Here is a 15,608-nt window from a genome sequence, read left to right on the forward strand (position 1 = left end):
TTGGGAGTCCAGGGCCGCACCGGGCGGGGAGGCTGGGCATGACGGTCGACCGTGACGTGATCGCAGAGCATGAACAGGCGCCACCCGACGAGGTGTCCCGCGTGACCGTGGTCGCGTACGCCCTCGCCGCGGCGCTCCTCGTCGGGTGGTTCCTCTTCGGCTGGCTGGTGCTGCGGCAGGGCTTCGTCGACTCGGTCGGTGAGTCCGCCGGCGCCGGCTTCGCACTGTTGCTTGTCGTCTCGGTGGTCGGCACCTTTCGGCGCAGCCGCCGCTGACCGAGCAGCGGCGGCGTCGCCCCGTCAGTCCGCCAGCACCGCCGCCGTGATCCGGTGCAGTGCGAAGGTGTGCAGCATCTCGGTCCGCTCGTCCTCGGCTCGCAGGTAGCCGGCACCGATCGAGACCGGCTTGACCAGCCGGGACGCGGTCGCCCCGTGCGCGTCGACATACCCGACCCAGACCAGCGCCTTGTCGCGGACCGCCTGCTGGAGCACGGCAAGGGCCTCGCTGTGCGTGTGCGCGGGCACCGGGCCTCCGCCCAGCCCTGCCGCCCCGCCCCGGACGACGGCCGGCGCCCGGCGGGCCGCCCGCGCCGCCGCGTCACCCCGGCGGATGTGCTCCACCACCCCGAGCAGCCGGGGCATCGGCAGCTTCGGGGCGGCCAGCGGGTCGAGCGTCCTGGTGGTCACCGCGACCCGCGCCGGAGCACGCCTGATCCGGGGACGGGACAGCATCGTGCCGCCCGTGCCGTCCTCCTGCACCGGCGCGTACCCGGCGTCCCGCAGCGCGCCCAACAGCCGGCTGACCTGGTACGGGGTGCTCAGCACCGTCGGCGCCAGCCGGCGCAGCGTCAACGACTCCAGCCGCCGGTCGGCCAGCACCTCGGTGAGCAGCGCCTCGTCGTCACTGCGCAGGTACGCCCCGGCCGACCCGACCCGCAGCCCACCGTGCTTACGGGCCACGTCGTCCACCAGGTAGCTGAGTCCCTGCGGCACCGGGGTACGCGACCGTCGCCGGAACAGCTCGTGCAGATCGTCGGCCGTGTAACCGGCGTCCAGCGCCCTCCGCACGCTCGCCGTGGTGACCCGGTGCACACTCGCCCCGCCGGCCGACTCGGGTTCGGTCGTGGCCTCCAACTCGGCGGCCAGCGCCGGCTCGGGCGGCCCGGGCACCACCACGGTCAGGTCGGCCTGCACCAGGAAGTGGTCGACCGGGGCGGGCAGCAGCGCGTCCAACGCCCGCGCGGCACTGGACGGATCGCCGCTCTCCGCGTCCGCGTGCAACCCCAGCGGGTCGCCGCCCGGCTCGTCGGCCGACGTCAGCTCGCCCAGCAACAACCGCCCGTACGAGGTGAGCGCCCCCAGGCCGGTCACGCCGAGCTGCGCCGCCTCGGCAAGCACCTCCCGGTGGGCGGCCTCCCGACCCCGGCTGCGTCGCGGCGCCCGCCAGTCCAGCAGGGCCTGCACCTCCTCCGGGGTGGGCGCGGTCGCCGGCTCCAGGTCGGCGAGCACCCCGAGCACCGCCCGCCGGGTGGCCGGCGCGCCGGCCCGCTCGGCCTCGGCGGACAGCGCGGTGATCGGCCGGTCCCGGTCGTCCCGCCGACCGACCAGGCCGACCTGCCGGGTCATCGTCAACCAGGCGCGGGCCAGGTGCTCCCACCGCTGGGCCAGTGAGGCGGCCCGCCACACCTCGTACCCGCCGGTCGGCAGCACCTGCTGATCCGCGCCGTACCGGCCCGTGGTCGAACCGGGCATCTCCAGCTCACCGGCGAGCCCCGCCGCGTACGCCACCTCCAGCAGCAGGGCGGTGGTCGGCTCGTCCAGGCCGGCGGTACGCGCCAGCCGGCGCAGGTCCCGGACGCCGATGCCGCCGGAGCGCAGCACCGCCGCGGGTTCGGCGGCGAGCTGCTCCAACAGCCCTTCGGTGTGCCGGACCACCTCCATGGTCTGCCCGGCGCCGGCCGAGTCGACCGCCTTGGGCTCGCGGGGCGCGGTGGCCACCGGCGGCGGGCTGGTGCGCATCGGCCCGAGCGGGCCACTGTCGCGGCGCAGCAGCAGCCCCACCTCGCGGGGCAGCTCGACCGTGCCGCTGGCCGTCGACGAGCCGGCCGAGACGGCGACCAGCAGCCGGTTGTCGACCAGCCAGCGCACCGGCGAGCCGGTCGGCGCGCCACCGTTGGTCGGGTCGGCGAGGACGGCGTCCTGCGTGCCGATCGGCGGTGCCTGCAACGCGCCCGGGGGCACGCTGCCCACGGGTGGTCCGGCCGCCAACCGGTCCAGGATCGCCCGGGCCGACGAGGGCGCGGCGAGCAGCGTCCGGCGCAGTTTCGCCGGGTCCGCGCAGAGCGCGGCCGTGCGCGGGTCCAGCTCCGCGGCGGGTCGGCCGAGCCCAGCGGGGTACGGGGAGACCTCGTCGACGGCGGGCACCACGTGCAGGGCGTGCTCGGGGCCGTACAGCAGGAAGAGCGCCCTCAGCCGGCCGAGGGCGGCCCGGACGGCCGTCGGTGCCGGCGGGTGCGGCCCGGTGGTCGCCATGGCGAGCACGGCGTCGGTGGCCGTGGTGCCCTCGTCCGGATGCCGGGTGAGCCGGGCGGCGTCGAGGATCTGGAGGGTGAACTGGTCCAAACCGTCCAGGGCGCGGGCCACCGAGACCCGGGACTGGGCGCGGATGGCCAGGGCGGAGACGTCTGCCGGCACGGGCACGACGAGGTCCGGCCGGAGCTGGAGGAGCGCGGCCAGCGACTCGTCGGGCAGCGACCGCAGGTGGTCGGCGAGTGAGGTGGTCATCGTCTTTCCACGCTAGCCCGGGGTGGGGCAGTCGCGCCCCTCGGACGTCCGGGCGGTCAAAGGTCGCCGGGTACGTTTCTCGACATGCCCGCGCTGACCGTCGGATTCGATCTCGACATGACCCTGGTTGACTCCCGCCCCGGCATCGCCGCGGCCTACCGGGCGCTGACCGCCAGGACGGGCGTACCGGTGGACGCCGACCTGGCCGTGTCCCGGCTCGGCCCGCCGCTGCGCACCGAGATCGCGCACTGGTTTCCGCCGGAGCAGGTCGAGTCGGCCGTGCAGGTGTACCGGGAGCTGTATCCGGCGTACGCCATCACACCGACGGTGCCGCTGCCCGGCGCGCGGGAGGCGATCGACGCGATCCGTGCCCGGGGCGGAAGGGTGCTCGTCGTCACGTCCAAGATTGGCCGACTGGCCCGGTTGCACCTGGATCACCTCGGCCTCGTGGTGGACGAGCTGGCGGGTGACCTGTTCGCCGAGCAGAAGGCGACCGCGCTGCGGGAGCACGGCGCGACCCACTACGTCGGTGACCACGTGGCGGACATGGTGGCGGCGGGCGTGGCAGGGGTGCCGGGAATCGCTGTCGCGACCGGGCCGTGCTCCCCGGATGAGCTGCGTGCGGCGGGGGCGAGCGTGGTGCTGGACGATCTCACCGGATTCCCAGCGGCGCTCGACGGCATGATCCAGCTAGCCTGGGAGCAGTAGCGGCTCAAGTGAAGCAGGGGTTTTCAGGTGCCTACGGGTCGAGTGAAGTGGTACGACACGGCCAAGGGATACGGCTTCGTCACCAGTGATGAGGGCGGCGACGTGTTTCTGCCCAAGGGTGCTCTGCCGGCGGGCGTCACCGACCTCAAGGGTGGTCAGCGGGTCGACTTCAGCGTGGTGGACAGCCGCCGGGGCGCGCAGGCCATGGGCGTCAAGCTGCTGGACGCGCCGCCGTCGATGGCGGAGCTGCGACGTCGGCCGGCCGAGGAGCTGCACGGCCTCGTCGAGGACATGATCAAGGTGCTGGAGGCGAAGGTCCAGCCGGACCTGCGCCGGGGCCGGTACCCGGACAAGAAGACCGCGCAGAAGATCGCTCAGCTGGTCCACGCGGTGGCGCGCGAGCTGGAGGTCTGAGGCACCAGGCCGGCGGTGGCGGCGCGGTCGAGGAGCGCCGTCACCGCAGCGAAGCCGGCCTCGCCCAGGTCGGCGGTGAACTCGTTGACGTAGAGGCCGATGTGCCGGTCCACCACGTCGAGTTCCATCTCCTGGGCGTGCGCGAGCACGTACTCCCGGCTGGCCGCCGGATCCGCCCAGGCCTGCCGGACGGATTCGCGAATCCATCCGGCCGCTGCCACCGGGTCCACCGCGCCGCGCCGGGCCAGGATCGCGCCGAGCGGGATGGGCAGCCCGGTGTCGGCTTCCCACCACTCGCCGAGGTCGACGAGCGCGGTCAGCCCGTGCCGGTGGTAGGTGAACCGGGCCTCGTGGATGACCAACCCAGCGTCGTAGCGACCAGCCGCGACGCCCGGCATGATCTCGTGGAACGGCACCACCTCGATCCGGGCCGGCGACTGCCCGGCCGACCAGAGCCGGAACAGCAGGTACGCGGTCGTCCGATCACCGGGCACCGCCACCGTGGCGCCGGTCAGGTCGGCGCGGTCGCCCCTGGTGAGAACCAGCGGCCCGCACCCGCGGCCGAGCGCGCCCCCGCAGGGCAGCAGGTGGTAGTCGTCGAGCAGCCAGGGCAGCGCCGCGTAGCTCACCTTCACCAGGTCGAACGCACCCCGCTCGGCCGCCGTGTTGGTGACGTCCACGTCGGCGTACGTCACCTCGACCGGCGGCGCACCGGGCACCCGCCCGTGCACCAGGGCGTCGAAGACGAACGTGTCGTTGGGGCAGGGCGAGATCGCCAGGGAGAGCGCCACGCCCTCACGTTAGCCCCGCCCCCGGGCAGCAGCCCGCGCACACCCCGCCCACTGTGATCCACGACGGCCGGCCCGGCCCGCCCGGAGCCAGCCTCCCAGCCTCCCGGCGGGCTGCGGCGGTATCGCCGTCGGGCTCGGCGGGGTGCTTCCGTTCAGCTCAGGCGGGGTGGCCGGTCGGGCTTCGGTCCGGGCTGGGTGAGGTCACGTCGCGCCCTGTCGAGCTGCCCCAGATATGGGGCGAGGTCAGCGCCCGCGGCGAGCGGTGGCGGCGGTGGCGTGGCCGTGATCGGGCACCGAGGGGCGATCCTGGTGGCGGTGTCCCGCCCCAGGCAGCCGCCCCACACATGGGGCAGCTCGACAGGGCCCGACCGAGGGGGGATACCCACAGCGGCGGTGACGTTTTCCACATGGTTATCCACAGGCGAAAGGGGGGCTGTTGACGGCGTTCGCCGTCGCAGAAAACCATGAGCGGGTGGCAGCCGGAGGGGATGCGATCGATGTGGGCGCGGCGCTGCGTGATCTTCGTCGACGTGCCGATCTGAGCCAGCGGGAGTTGGCCGAGCGGTCCGGGGTCCCGAAGAGCACGCTGGCACGCATCGAGGCCGGCCAGGGTGGCGGGCCCGCCTTTCGAACGGTGGCGCGGCTGGTCGCGGCCGCGGGCGGCGAGCTCGCGCTCCGCTTACCCGGGGACGGCGACGGGTCCGCGGGCGGCGGGCTGCTGGGCATGCCTGCCGACGAGCCACGGGACGAGGCTGACCGCCGGTACCCCGCCCACCTCGACGTCCGCCGGGTCCGAACCCTCAAGGACTGGCCGGGCGCCTGGTGGGTGCACTCGTACACGCTCCCGGAGAAGTTGTGGCCGGTGAAGGTTCCGGAGTTGACCTACGACCTGGATCGGGCGCGGCGGGACAGGCGGCGGTGGCGGTCGGAGGCGCGTGCGCAGATGATCTTCCGGCGGGTATCCGACGGGCTGCCGGCCACGTCCTGGCGGTTCCTCGCCGAGGTGCCCGGCGGTGGGCCGGTCGGTGAGCTGCGGGCTCATGAGCGGAGCGTCGATCTGCTCCTCGGCGAGGATCTGGACGACCGGCGTGAGTTGGTGCTGGAAGGTGTGGTCGTCGCTCCGGGCCTGCGGGCGCTTGGCGTCGGGCGGCGGCTTGTCGAGCTGTTGGCGGAGGAGATGACACGTGCCGGCATTCGCGCCGCCCACGCGGTCGCCGAGTTCGGCAACGTCGAGTTCCTTCTCGCCTGTGGGTTCGAGCTGCAGGCGAGCAGGCCGTCGGCGCTGATGCTCGAGGTGTGACGGGTGCCCGTGGTCAGCGCAGCGCCGGAGCTGCCGCGGTCAGCGCGGTGAGGGCCTCGCGCAGCCGCCAGGCGTCGCGGTCACGGGGGCCGATGGGGTTGGAGATGGTGCGCAGCTCGACGAAGGGCACCCCGGCCTGCGCGGCGGCGACCGCGACCCCGTACCCCTCCATGGCCTCGGCGACCGCCTCCGGATGCCGGCGGCGCAGCTCGTCGGTGCTGGCGGCGGTGCCGGTGACCGTGCTGACGGTGAGCACCGGGCCGGTCGTCGCCGACGGCAGGGCCGCCCGGAGTGCCGCGAGCAGGCCCGGGTCCGCGGGCACCACGCTGCCTCCGCCGAGCAACGCGGGTGGCATGCCCAGTTCGTCGACAGGGATGAAACCGTCGGGTGACTCGGCGCCCAGGTCGGCGGCGATGCTGGCGGTGCCGAGCACCGTGTCGCCGACCGCGGCCCGCCCGATGAAGCCGCCGGCCACGCCGGCGCTGACCACCGCGCGGTACGGGCGACCGGCCGCCTCGGCCAGGGCCAGCAGCCGTGCGGTGGCGGCACCAGCGACCGCCGGGCCCACCCCGATCGGGGCGACGGTGACGCTGGCGTCGGTCAGCCCGGCCCGTACGGCGTCCGCCTCGGCCGGCACCGCCGTCACCACCAGCAGGCCGGTCACGAGAGCGAGCCGGGGGATTCCCGGCGGGTCTCGTCGTCCGCTCCGCCGCCCGGGCCGCCGACTGCCGAGGAGGGGCGGTAGATGTGGTAGCCCGGCGGTGCCAGCCCCGGCTCGTCGTGCTGCGGCGAGTTGGCCTGGTTTGGAGCCGGCGAGGTGGGGGCGACGTCCGCGGGCTGGGCAACCGGCTCGTCCTCGGCCGGCTCGTCCTCGGTCAGTTCGTCGTCACCCAGCGGCCGGCCGGCGAGCTTCTCGGCGCGCAGCCGGGCGGCGACCACCACCCCCCGGACGGCGGCCAGGATGCCCACGCCGGCGGCGACCGCGATGCCGGTGCGGCCGTCGAACGGGACCAGTCCGAGCCCACCGCCGACCACGAAGGCGAGCATCAGCACCGTCTCGGAGTGCGCGAAGGAACTGGCCCGCAGCCGTTCCGGGATGCGCTCCTGGATCGAGGCGTCCACGGCGAGTTTGGCCACCCCGCTGACCAGCGCGGTGACCAGACAGAGCAGGGCCACCATCGACAGCGAGAACTGGATGACGGCGAGCACCGCCACCCCCGCCACGATGATCATGCTGCTGGACTGGATGGCGGTCGGCCGGTGGATGCGCAACCGGGTGCCGACGGCGGTCGCCAGGAAGCTGCCGACGGCCAGCGCGCCGCCGATCAGGCCGAGCGCCCACTCCGCGCCCAGGTCCCGGCCGAACACGGCGGTGGTCAGGTCACCCTTCTTGATGGCGAAGGCGAGGAACAACAGCAGGAAGCCGTACACCGCGCGTAGCGTCGCGGCGCCGATCAGGGTGGCGATCACCAGCCGCCCGGCGGGTCGGCCCCGGCCCAGCGGCCGGTCTTCGCGGCGGCCCAGCGCGCGCAGCGCGCGGGGGACCCGCTCCGGTGGCTCCGAGTCCGCCTTCGGTGGCAGCCGCAGGGAGATCACCATGCCGATCAGGAAGATCACCGACGCGACGCGCAGCGGCCACTGCGGCCCGAACCAGAAGGCCGCCAACCCGATCGGGGCCACGAGCGCCCCCGCCACCGTGCCGTAGACGCTGGCCCGTGCGCCCACCTGGGAGAGGCCCAGCCCTTCCGGCAGCAGCCGGGGCACCGCCGCAGACCGTGCCACGCCGTAGGCACGCGACAGCGCGAGCACACCGAACGCGGCCGGATAGAGCCCGAAGCCGTGGATGTAGTCGGAGATCAGCCAGGCCAGGAACGCCCGGCCGAGCATGGTCGCGGCCAGCGCGTACCGCCGGCCGTGCCGGAAGTGGTCCAGCAGCGGGCCCACCACGGGGGCGAGCATCGCGAACGGCACCATGGTCACCAGCAGGTAGAGCGCGACCTTGCTGCGGGCCTCGCCGAGCGGCACGTTGAAGAAGATCGTCCCGGCCAGGCCGATGGCGATCAGTGTGTCGCCCGCGCAGGAGACGGCGTGCAGATCGAACAGGCGGACCATGCCGACCTCGCCGCCGGCGCCCCGCGTCCGGGCCCGACCGGCCCGGCGGGTCACCCAGCGGCCGCTGCCCACCGAACCACGCAGGAGCAGGCGGACGGCCCGAATGCCGGTGCCGACGGTCCGCCCGAGGACGGATCGCCCGGAGCGGGAGTACGGCGGCATGTGCACCATCCTCGCCCATCTGATCCAGGTACGCCGCACCACTGCGGTGAAAGGTTCCCCGGGAGTCCCTGTCACCTCTGCGGGGAGCATGGGGAACAATGGTCGGGTGACCAGGCCCGCCTCCACCCGTGCCGCCCGTCTCGACCAGGTCTGCGCCGCCGCCGTCGAGGTGGCCCGCGCTGGCATCACCGAGGTGGACGCCGACGATGTCGGCGACCACCTGCAGGTCGTGGCCGAGGGTGAACGGCTGGTCACCCACTACTTCGAATGCCGCCTCGCCGGCTACCGCGGCTGGCGGTGGGCGGTCACCGTCACCCGCGTTCCGCGCAGCCGCACGGTGACCATCTGCGAGACCGTGCTGCTGCCCGGCCCGGACGCGCTGCTCGCGCCCGGCTGGCTGCCCTGGCAGGAGCGGCTCAAGCCGGGTGACCTCGGCCCGGGTGACCTGCTGCCGACCTCCCCGGAGGACGAGCGGCTGGCCCCCGGTTATCTGCTCTCCGACGACCCGGCGGTCGAGGAGACGGCCTGGGAGCTTGGTCTCGGTCGGGCCCGGGTGCTCTCCCGGGAGGGTCGCGCCGACGCGGCGCAGCGCTGGTACGACGGCGACCACGGCCCCACGGCGGCCATCTCCGTCGCCGCCCCGGCCGCCGCCCGCTGCGGCACCTGCGGCTTCTACCTGCCGCTGGCCGGTGCGATGCGGCAGGCCTTCGGCGCGTGCGGCAACTTCTACGCTCCGGATGACGGCCGGGTGGTCAGCGCCGACCATGGTTGCGGCGCCCACTCCGAGACGCTGATCGAGGCCGCCGAGACCGCGGTGGAGGATCTTCCGACGGTGTACGACGACAGCGCGGTGGAGGCCATGTCGGTCAGCCGTGCCCCGGGTTCGGTGGAGGCAGCCGAGCCGGCGGAGCCGTACGGGCACCCCTGAGCGTTCGCTCCGGCGCGGCCGGGTGCCGTCAGCTCGCGCGGCGGCGGCGTCGGTTGGCGTCGTGACGCATCATCACGGCGAGGCCGGGGAACCCCCACAGGAAACCGGCCAGGCAGGTCCAGAGCCAGTTCTCGTGGTCGTGCTCGGTCAGCCAGCCCCGGAAGAAGACCAGCAGCACCAGCCCGACGACCGCCCATGCGATCAGCCCGGCGACGGCGAACGGCACCATCGGTGGGTCCAGCGGCGCGGGACGCGGTGGCTGGTCGTTCGGCATCGGGCAAGCGTACGCGATCCGCTTCCCCTGCCCGTCGGTGATCTGGGACGATGCGCGCGACAACTGGAAGATCACCTGCGAGGACCCTGATGGCAGTAGCGCCGCCCGAGAACGGCACACCTCCCGACCCCGCTCACCCGCGTAACGGCTTCGACCGGTTCTTCGAGATCTCCGCCCGCGGCTCGACGTTGAGCCGTGAGGTACGCGGTGGCCTGGCGACCTTCTTCACGATGGCGTACATCGTGGTGCTCAATCCGTTGATCCTGGGCGGTGCCGTCGACGGTGACGGCAAGTCCCTCCCGATTCCGGCGCTGGCCGCGGCGACCGCGCTGGTCGCCGGCCTGATGACCATCCTGATGGGTGTGGTCGGCCGGTTCCCGCTGGCGCTCGCCGCCGGTCTGGGCGTCAACGCCCTGGTGGCGTACGAGATCGCCCCCGAGATGACCTGGGCCGACGCGATGGGCCTGGTGGTGATCGAGGGTGTGCTCATCGCCGTGCTGGTGCTCACCGGCCTGCGTACCGCGGTGTTCCGCGCGGTGCCCACGCAGATGAAGACGGCCATCGGCGTCGGCATCGGCCTCTTTCTGACCATCATCGGCCTGGTGGACGCCGGCTTCGTCCGGCGGATCCCGGACGTCGCGAACACCACCGTGCCGGTCGGCCTGGGCATCGGCGGCAAGCTGGTGAGCTGGCCGCTGCTGGTCTTCGTGGTGGGCCTGCTGCTCACGTTGGTGCTCGTGGTGCGCCGGGTGAAGGGCGCGATCCTGATCGGGATCCTGACCTCCACCGTGCTGGCGGTCATCGTCGAGGCGGTCGCCAACATCGGCCCGTCGTTCGTCGACGGGAAGCCCAACCCGAAGGGCTGGGCACTGAACGTGCCGGAGCTGCCCAAGACGGTGGTGGACGTGCCGGACCTGTCGCTGCTCGGCAAGTTCAACGTGCTCGACTCGTGGGGCCGGGCCGGCTGGGTGGTCGTGCTGATGTTCGTCTTCACCCTGTTGATCACGGACTTCTTCGACACCATGGGCACGATGGTGGCGGTCGGTCAGGAGGGTGGCCTGCTCGACGAGCGGGGCACCCCGCCGAAGGCCAAGGAGATCCTGCTGGTCGACTCGATCGCGGCGGCGGCCGGTGGTGCGGCCAGCACCTCCAGCAACACGTCGTACATCGAGAGTGCCGCCGGTGTCGGGGAGGGCGCCCGGACCGGCGTGGCCAGCCTGGTCACCGGCGTCCTCTTCCTGCTGGCGATGTTCCTGGCGCCGCTGGTGGTGATCGTGCCGTTCGAGGCGGCGTCGACGGCCCTGGTGGTGGTCGGCTTCCTGATGATGACCGCGGTACGGACGATCGACTGGTCCGACTACGAGATCGCCATCCCGGCGTTCCTCACCATCGTGCTGATGCCGTTCACCTACTCGATCTCCAACGGGATCGGCGCCGGTCTGATCACCTTCGTGGTCGTCAAGCTGGCGAAGGGTAAGGCCCGGGAGATCCACCCGCTGCTGTACGGGGTGGCCGCGCTCTTCGTGCTGTACTTCCTGCGCGGGCCCATCGAGTCGTTGGTCCTCTGACGCGTCGTCCGGGCGGGGAGTCGAGGGTGATTCCCCGCCCGGAACAGCACGAACATCCTCGTGAGCCTGGTCATAACGGATGTCGTTAGCCAGGCTCATTAGTTAAGCTAACTAACGTGACGGAGCGGACGGTGACGGCGGAACGCGTGCCACCGGCGCAGCTGGCTCCCCAGTTGCGAGATGCGATCACCCGACTCAACCGGCGGGTCCGACGGGCCCGGCCGGTCGGCGACCTCACGGTCACCCAGGTGTCCGCGCTCACCAGCCTGCGGCTGGCGGGCGCGATGACGCCCCGGGAACTGGCCGATGTCGAACGGGTGCAGCCACCGACGATGACCAAGATCGTCGCGAAGTTGGAGGACCGCGGCCTCGTGCAGCGGACCCCCCATCCGACCGACGGTCGCCAGGTCATCCTCGCGGCGACCGAAGGAGGGCAGGCCGTGCTCGACCAGTTCGAGCGGGCCCGCGACGAATGGCTGGCCCACCGGCTGGCCGCGCTCGACGAGGACCAACGGGAGACCCTGCACAGGGCTGCCGAGATTCTCCAGCAGCTCGCTCGCGCCTGAGCCCGCGCGCGCCACTTCCGGCCGTGCCGTCACCTGTCGATGACGCGTACGTCCTTGAGGAGGCGCACCGAGAGTGCAGGCCAAGCTGAGCACGATGTTCCAGTCCCTACAGGTTCGCAACTACCGGCTCTTCGCATCCGGGCAGCTGATCAAGCTGATCGGCGTCTGGATGATGTTCATCGCCCAGGACTGGCTCGTCCTCGAGCTCTCCGACAACTCGGCCACCGCCCTCGGCGTGGTCACCGCGCTCCAGTTCACCCCGGTGCTGCTGCTCACCCTGCTCTCCGGCCGGCTCGCCGACCGGTACGACAAGCGGGTGCTGCTCTTCGCCGCCAACGCCTTCTGGACGGTGCTGGCGCTCGGGATGTCCCTGCTGGTGCTGACCGATCTGGTGCAGCTCTGGCACGTCTTCGCGTTCGCCGCGCTGCTCGGCACGGCCAACGCCGTGGAGACCCCGGTCCGCCAGGCGTTCGTCTCCGAACTGGTCGGCACGCCGCTGCTGCCCAACGCCCTGTCGCTGAACGCCGCCGTGTTCAACTCCGCCCGGATCATCGGCCCGGCGGTCGCCGGTCTGGCTATCGCCGCCTTCGACGTGGGCCCGGTCTTCCTCTTCACCGCCCTCAGCTCCATCGCGCCGCTGGTCAACGTGGTCCGCATGCGGACGGCCGACCTGCACCGCGACGCCCTGCTGCCGCGCGACGAGCGAGCGTCCGCGAAGGTCGTCGACGGGCTGCGGTACGTGTGGCGCCGGCCGGACCTGCTGTTGCCGATGGCGGTCATGTCGGTGATCGGCATGTCGCTGTTCAACTTCCAGCTCACCCTCGCCGCGCTGGCCAAGACGGTCTTCCACACCGGCGCGGCCTCCTTCGGCCTGTTCAGCACCGCGCTGGCCGTCGGCGCGCTGGGCGGGGCGCTCAGCGGCACCGGCCGGCGCAGCCGCCCGTCGGTCTGGCTGGTGCTCGGCGCCGCGATCGGCTGCGCCAGCTTCGGCACCCTGGTCGGCTTCGCGTCGACGTACTGGCTGGTCGTGGCGCTGCTCGTGCCCACCGGCTTCTTCATGGTCTTCTTCGCCCAGGCCGCCAACCAGCGCGTCCAGCTCGGGGTGGACGCCGCCTTCCGGGGCCGGGTGATGGCCCTGTGGGTGCTGGTGTTCCTGGGCACCAACCCGGTCGGCGCACCGCTGATCGGCTGGGTCGCCGAGCACTTCGGCGCCGGCGCGAGCATCTGGATGGGCGGGCTCATCTCGCTGGCCACCGCGCTGATCGCGCTCACCTGGCAACTGCGCCGCTCTGGTGCGCGACTGCGCTTCCGGGTGCTGCCGATGCCCCGCTTCTACGTCACCTCCACCGACTGCTGAGCTACGCGAAGGGCCCTTTCCGGTCGGAACGGGCCCTTCAAGCACGTTCGGAGAACACGGCGAAGTCCCGATCGGCGGATAGCGCGGATGCGGCCAAATCGCTGGCGAGGTGGCACGACGGGGCTTAGCGTCGATATGTGGGAGTCGAACGCGCGCTGATGCTTGCCCTGGCGTTCCTCGCCGTGGCCAGCCTCCCGGCGGCGTTCGCCCTGCTCTTCTGCGCCGACGAGATCATCGACCGGGTGGTCTGCGCCTGGTCCGAGTGGCGCGAGCGCCGGCGGGAGCGACGCACCATCGCCCGCCTCGACCGGGCCATCGAAGCCGACGCGCTGACCCGCGACATCGACCTCAGCGAGTTCGACCGCACCGACCGTCGCCCATTGGAACAGCTCGCCGCCGACCTGCGTCGCCTCGGCGGTCAGCGGCTCGGCGGCACCGGCCGGTCGATGGTCTGGCACGGCGCGGTGGTCCAGGCGTACGACGACCGGCTCCGGCTGGCCTGCCGCGCCCTCGGGATCACCGAACACCTCACCGAGTTGACCGGCGTCGACCAGGAGATCGAACGGGTACGGGTGGAGGGCGTCCTGCACGCCGCCGGTCTGACCCTGCCGGCGGCCCGGGCCGGGCACCGGCAACGGCACCGCTGAACGGTCCAACAGTTTGCGGCTCTTCGTCGCGGTCTATCCGCCCGTCGGGGCGGTCAGCCATCTCGGCGCGCAGATCGCGCGGCTGCGGGTCGGCGCGGCGGCGGCCGCCGGTGTCCGGGTGCGGCTTGCCGACCCGGCGGACCTGCACATCACCCTGGCGTTCCTCGGTGACGTCGAGGCCGCCCGGCTGGTCGACGTGGTGAGTGCGCTCGGGCTCGCCGCCGACCGGTTCCGCGATGCCCGGGACGCCCCGCCCCGGCTGCTTTTGGGTGGCGGTGGCGTGTTCGGCGACGGTCGCCGCACGGTGCTCTGGGTGGACGCCCGGGGCGATGTCGAGGCGCTGCACGAGCTGGCCCAGCTCGTCCGGGAGCGGCTACGCGTGGCCGGGTTGCCGTACGACGAGAAGCCGTCTCGGCCGCACCTGACCGTCGCCCGGCCCGGTGACCGGGTGGAGTTGGCTGCCGTCGAGGCCGACAGGGTGACCCTGGACGACTACGCGGGCCCGGAGTGGCCGGCGACGGGGTTGCTGCTGATGCGGAGCCACCTCGGGTCGGCACGCCCGCGTTACGAGCGGCTCGCCGCCTGGCCGCTCTGATTCGTCGAGCCGGCTTGAACGGCATCGGCCGGCAACGTCGTGCGCCTGAGCTTGCCCTGGCTAGACGAGTAATGCCTAACCTCGCTGGGGCGGTGGGCGCAGCCGGCTGCCGACGGTCACCCTCGGTCACCTCCATGGGGGCGGATGCGGTGGTAAGCGGTATACCTCAGAGTCATATTCATACCTCTGAGGTATACCGCTCACCAGCACATCGACACGGCGGGCACTTCGGAGCGCCGATCTCGGGGTATCAAGCGCAGGGGACACCGCGACATCGGCGATCTCGGGAGTGGACCGTGGACGTCGAGCGTCAGGAGGACTCGCGGGCGGCCGGACCGCTGCCGAAGAGCACGTCGTCCCAGCTCGGCAGGCGCTTGCGCGGCTTGCCGTTGGCGTCGGTGGACTCGCCACCGGCCGCCGCGGCGGCCGTACCGGTCCGGCGGGGCCGCAGCACCGCCAGCGACGGAACGGCCGGGACCTCCTTGGGCGCGTCCGAGTCGTCGTCGAAGGCCGAGCCCTGGCCACCGCCGAGCAGCGCGGCAGCGCCGCCGCCGACCGGCCGCTGCCGGGGCGCGTCCGACCCGGCCAGAGCGGCCGGGGTACGCGGCTCAAGGCCGCGACCCGACGAGCCGCCGAGCGGACGGTCCAGTGAAGCGAGCAGCGCGTCCCGGCCGGCCCGAATCGGATCCCGACCAGGGCGCGGGTGTTCGGACGCGGCCGGCAGCCCGTGCCCACCACGGCTCGGCTCGCCACGCGACGGACCAGGCAGGGCGTGCCCGCCCCGCTCCGGCGCCGGCTCCTGGCCGAGGATCGGCGTGGGCCGCTCGGCGCACAGGTACTGCGCCATGTCGTCGTGCGGGGTAACCACCTGCCGGGCCTTGTCCATGTCCCAGATGGCCTGCGCGGTGGCCTTGCCGGACGGCCAGGTGGCGATGATCCGCCAGGTGCCGTCGTCGCGCCGGTACGCGTCCCAGGAGATCTTCTCGGTGTCGATGCCGTGCTGGCTCAGTCGGCCGTTGACCACCTCGGCGAGCGGGGTGGGCTTCTCCGCGCCCTTGAGTCGGGTGCGACGGGCGTGCTGGGCGAGCATCGCCCGTTCCTGGAGCACCGGGCCGGCGTAGCGCAGCACGCGGTCGACCGGCACCCCGGCAATCCGGGCGACGTCCTCGGCGGACTCACCGGAGCGGATGCGGGCCTGGATGTCCCGGGGAGACAGTGAGGGAGTCGGGTCGACGGTGCTCGGTGCCACCGCGAGCGGCGGGGCACCCGGCTCGGGGTGCATCACGCCGGCGATGCGTTCGTCGATCGGCAGGGCGAGGAGTCGCCCGACCTCGTCGGCGAGCACCAGCGCCTGGCCGTCCTCGGAAAGGGCGACGAAGCGTACTGGGCGCATAGCGTTGCCT

16 protein-coding genes are annotated in these 15,608 nt (G+C 72.9%); 10 read left to right on the forward strand and 6 right to left on the reverse strand.

Annotation, left to right across the window (positions count from 1 at the left end):
• The first annotated feature begins 38 nt into the window (after positions 1–38).
• Positions 39–275, forward strand: a complete 237-nt coding sequence (locus ABZT87_RS08205) for a hypothetical protein (protein ID WP_354854783.1) — start codon at positions 39–41, stop codon at positions 273–275.
• A gap of 24 nt (positions 276–299) precedes the next feature.
• Here ABZT87_RS08205 and ABZT87_RS08210 read toward each other — a convergent pair whose 3' ends face one another.
• Positions 300–2,783 carry a helicase-associated domain-containing protein gene (locus ABZT87_RS08210; RefSeq protein WP_355134431.1) on the reverse strand — a complete coding sequence of 828 codons (2,484 nt, stop codon included), beginning with the start codon at positions 2,781–2,783 and terminating at the stop codon, positions 300–302.
• An 84-nt stretch (positions 2,784–2,867) separates the two neighbouring features.
• Between ABZT87_RS08210 and ABZT87_RS08215 the strand changes: the two genes are divergently transcribed.
• Positions 2,868–3,491, forward strand: a complete 624-nt coding sequence (locus ABZT87_RS08215) for an HAD family hydrolase (RefSeq protein ID WP_355134433.1) — start codon at positions 2,868–2,870, stop codon at positions 3,489–3,491.
• A 27-nt stretch (positions 3,492–3,518) separates the two neighbouring features.
• Complete coding sequence (locus ABZT87_RS08220) at positions 3,519–3,905, forward strand: cold shock domain-containing protein (protein ID WP_088986676.1); 387 nt, start codon at positions 3,519–3,521, stop codon at positions 3,903–3,905.
• Here the strand turns inward: ABZT87_RS08220 and ABZT87_RS08225 are convergent.
• On the reverse strand, positions 3,866–4,696 hold the full coding sequence (locus tag ABZT87_RS08225) for a 1,4-dihydroxy-6-naphthoate synthase (RefSeq protein WP_355065533.1): 831 nt from the start codon (positions 4,694–4,696) through the stop codon (positions 3,866–3,868). The two genes, ABZT87_RS08220 and ABZT87_RS08225, sit on opposite strands and share 40 nt — an antisense overlap.
• A 472-nt stretch (positions 4,697–5,168) precedes the next feature.
• On the opposite strand from ABZT87_RS08225, the gene ABZT87_RS08230 reads away from it, so the two are divergent.
• The gene (locus ABZT87_RS08230) at positions 5,169–5,996 is read left to right on the forward strand and encodes a GNAT family N-acetyltransferase (protein ID WP_354854790.1); all 828 of its coding nucleotides are present in this window, start codon (positions 5,169–5,171) and stop codon (positions 5,994–5,996) included.
• A 13-nt stretch (positions 5,997–6,009) separates the two neighbouring features.
• Here the strand turns inward: ABZT87_RS08230 and ABZT87_RS08235 are convergent, their stop codons facing one another.
• A complete protein-coding gene (locus ABZT87_RS08235) occupies positions 6,010–6,660 on the reverse strand; it encodes a futalosine hydrolase (protein WP_355134435.1) in 651 nt (216 codons plus the stop codon).
• Complete coding sequence (locus tag ABZT87_RS08240) at positions 6,657–8,270, reverse strand: MFS transporter (protein ID WP_355065539.1); 1,614 nt, start codon at positions 8,268–8,270, stop codon at positions 6,657–6,659. The genes ABZT87_RS08235 and ABZT87_RS08240 overlap by 4 nt, the downstream gene beginning before the upstream one ends.
• Between ABZT87_RS08240 and ABZT87_RS08245 the strand changes: the two genes are divergently transcribed.
• Entirely contained in the window at positions 8,269–9,198 is a 930-nt protein-coding gene (locus tag ABZT87_RS08245) for a DUF3027 domain-containing protein (protein WP_354854796.1), read from the forward strand. The genes ABZT87_RS08240 and ABZT87_RS08245 overlap by 2 nt on opposite strands.
• Before the next feature lie 28 nt (positions 9,199–9,226).
• On the opposite strand, the gene ABZT87_RS08250 is transcribed toward ABZT87_RS08245, so the two are convergent.
• A complete protein-coding gene (locus tag ABZT87_RS08250; protein ID WP_354854797.1) occupies positions 9,227–9,472 on the reverse strand; it encodes a DUF2530 domain-containing protein in 246 nt (81 codons plus the stop codon).
• Positions 9,473–9,561: 89 nt separating this feature from the next.
• On the opposite strand from ABZT87_RS08250, the gene ABZT87_RS08255 reads away from it, so the two are divergent.
• The 5 genes from ABZT87_RS08255 (at position 9,562) to thpR (ending at position 14,205) form a co-directional block, all read left to right on the forward strand.
• Positions 9,562–11,040 (forward strand): NCS2 family permease, encoded by a 1,479-nt coding sequence (locus ABZT87_RS08255; RefSeq protein WP_354854799.1) that lies wholly within the window; start codon positions 9,562–9,564, stop codon positions 11,038–11,040.
• 116 nt (positions 11,041–11,156) lie between these two features.
• Positions 11,157–11,606 carry a MarR family transcriptional regulator gene (locus ABZT87_RS08260; protein ID WP_354854801.1) on the forward strand — a complete coding sequence of 150 codons (450 nt, stop codon included), beginning with the start codon at positions 11,157–11,159 and terminating at the stop codon, positions 11,604–11,606.
• Between the two features lie 73 nt (positions 11,607–11,679).
• The gene (locus ABZT87_RS08265) at positions 11,680–12,963 is read left to right on the forward strand and encodes an MFS transporter (RefSeq protein WP_354854802.1); all 1,284 of its coding nucleotides are present in this window, start codon (positions 11,680–11,682) and stop codon (positions 12,961–12,963) included.
• A 137-nt stretch (positions 12,964–13,100) separates the two neighbouring features.
• Positions 13,101–13,610, forward strand: a complete 510-nt coding sequence (locus tag ABZT87_RS08270) for a hypothetical protein (RefSeq protein ID WP_354854804.1) — start codon at positions 13,101–13,103, stop codon at positions 13,608–13,610.
• A gap of 13 nt (positions 13,611–13,623) precedes the next feature.
• Positions 13,624–14,205, forward strand: coding sequence for an RNA 2',3'-cyclic phosphodiesterase (gene thpR / locus ABZT87_RS08275; RefSeq protein ID WP_355134437.1), 582 nt, complete (start codon positions 13,624–13,626; stop codon positions 14,203–14,205).
• A 310-nt stretch (positions 14,206–14,515) separates the two neighbouring features.
• Here thpR and sepH read toward each other — a convergent pair whose 3' ends face one another.
• Positions 14,516–15,598, reverse strand: coding sequence for a septation protein SepH (gene sepH / locus ABZT87_RS08280; protein ID WP_355065543.1), 1,083 nt, complete (start codon positions 15,596–15,598; stop codon positions 14,516–14,518).
• Positions 15,599–15,608 lie beyond the last annotated feature (10 nt).

The organism is Micromonospora sp. NPDC005237, assembly GCF_040607775.1.
Classification (GTDB): Bacteria; Actinomycetota; Actinomycetes; order Mycobacteriales; family Micromonosporaceae; genus Micromonospora.

Bases quoted from the DNA above. Each gene is read 5' to 3' on its own strand.
- ABZT87_RS08255 (WP_354854799.1), top strand. From the start codon at position 9,562: ATGGCAGTAGCGCCGCCCGAGAACGGCACACCTCCCGACCCCGCTCAC.
- sepH (WP_355065543.1), bottom strand. From the start codon at position 15,598: ATGCGCCCAGTACGCTTCGTCGCCCTTTCCGAGGACGGCCAGGCGCTG.
- ABZT87_RS08210 (WP_355134431.1), bottom strand. From the start codon at position 2,783: ATGACCACCTCACTCGCCGACCACCTGCGGTCGCTGCCCGACGAGTCG.
- ABZT87_RS08205 (WP_354854783.1), top strand. From the start codon at position 39: ATGACGGTCGACCGTGACGTGATCGCAGAGCATGAACAGGCGCCACCC.
- ABZT87_RS08215 (WP_355134433.1), top strand. From the start codon at position 2,868: ATGCCCGCGCTGACCGTCGGATTCGATCTCGACATGACCCTGGTTGAC.
- ABZT87_RS08245 (WP_354854796.1), top strand. From the start codon at position 8,269: ATGTGCACCATCCTCGCCCATCTGATCCAGGTACGCCGCACCACTGCG.
- ABZT87_RS08240 (WP_355065539.1), bottom strand. From the start codon at position 8,270: ATGCCGCCGTACTCCCGCTCCGGGCGATCCGTCCTCGGGCGGACCGTC.
- ABZT87_RS08250 (WP_354854797.1), bottom strand. From the start codon at position 9,472: ATGCCGAACGACCAGCCACCGCGTCCCGCGCCGCTGGACCCACCGATG.